Genomic DNA, 594 nt, shown 5'->3' with positions numbered 1-594 from the left:
CCTCGCCGGCGCTTTTCGCAGATTAGCACGTCCTTCATCGCCTCTGACTGCCAGGGCATCCACCGTGTACGCTTAGTCGCTTAACCTCACAACCCGAAGATGTTTCACTTCTGATTGCGAAAATTTGAGAGACTCGAACACACCTTAAAGATGTGTCGTTTCAATTTTCAGCTTGATCCAGATTTTTAAAGAGCAAAACTTCGCAGTGCACCTTTTCAGGTTCACTCTGAAGTTTTCTTGTGTTCGCAGTAAAAGATGGTGGAGCTATGCGGGATCGAACCGCAGACCTCCTGCGTGCAAAGCAGGCGCTCTCCCAGCTGAGCTATAGCCCCATCGTTTTGCAATCTCTGTACCGCTCATCCTTTAAAAGGAGTTTGGTAGGCCTGAGTGGACTTGAACCACCGACCTCACCCTTATCAGGGGTGCGCTCTAACCACCTGAGCTACAAGCCTGCAGAGATTTTTACTGCTGTTTTTCATCAGACAATCTGTGTGAGCACTACAAAGGCAGGTTCTTTAAGGTAAGGAGGTGATCCAACCGCAGGTTCCCCTACGGTTACCTTGTTACGACTTCACCCCAGTCATGAATCACAAA

Annotated in this window: 2 tRNA genes and 2 rRNA genes; all 4 read right to left on the bottom strand. The window is 48.8% G+C overall.

What is annotated here, in order from left to right:
• Positions 1-86, bottom strand: a 23S ribosomal RNA gene (locus tag ACDO57_RS23350); the annotation flags it as partial.
• A 170-nt stretch (positions 87-256) separates the two neighbouring features.
• Positions 257-332, bottom strand: a tRNA-Ala gene (locus ACDO57_RS23345).
• A gap of 43 nt (positions 333-375) precedes the next feature.
• Positions 376-452: transfer RNA gene (locus ACDO57_RS23340), tRNA-Ile, on the bottom strand.
• A gap of 69 nt (positions 453-521) precedes the next feature.
• Positions 522-594 (bottom strand): 16S ribosomal RNA (locus ACDO57_RS23335); the annotation flags it as partial.

It is taken from the genome of Enterobacter cloacae complex sp. 2015409, from assembly GCF_041365315.1.
Classification (GTDB): domain Bacteria; phylum Pseudomonadota; class Gammaproteobacteria; order Enterobacterales; family Enterobacteriaceae; genus Enterobacter; species Enterobacter pseudoroggenkampii.
The sequence above is the reverse complement of the archived record's forward strand: the minus strand, read 5'-3'. Positions and strand labels throughout refer to the sequence as shown.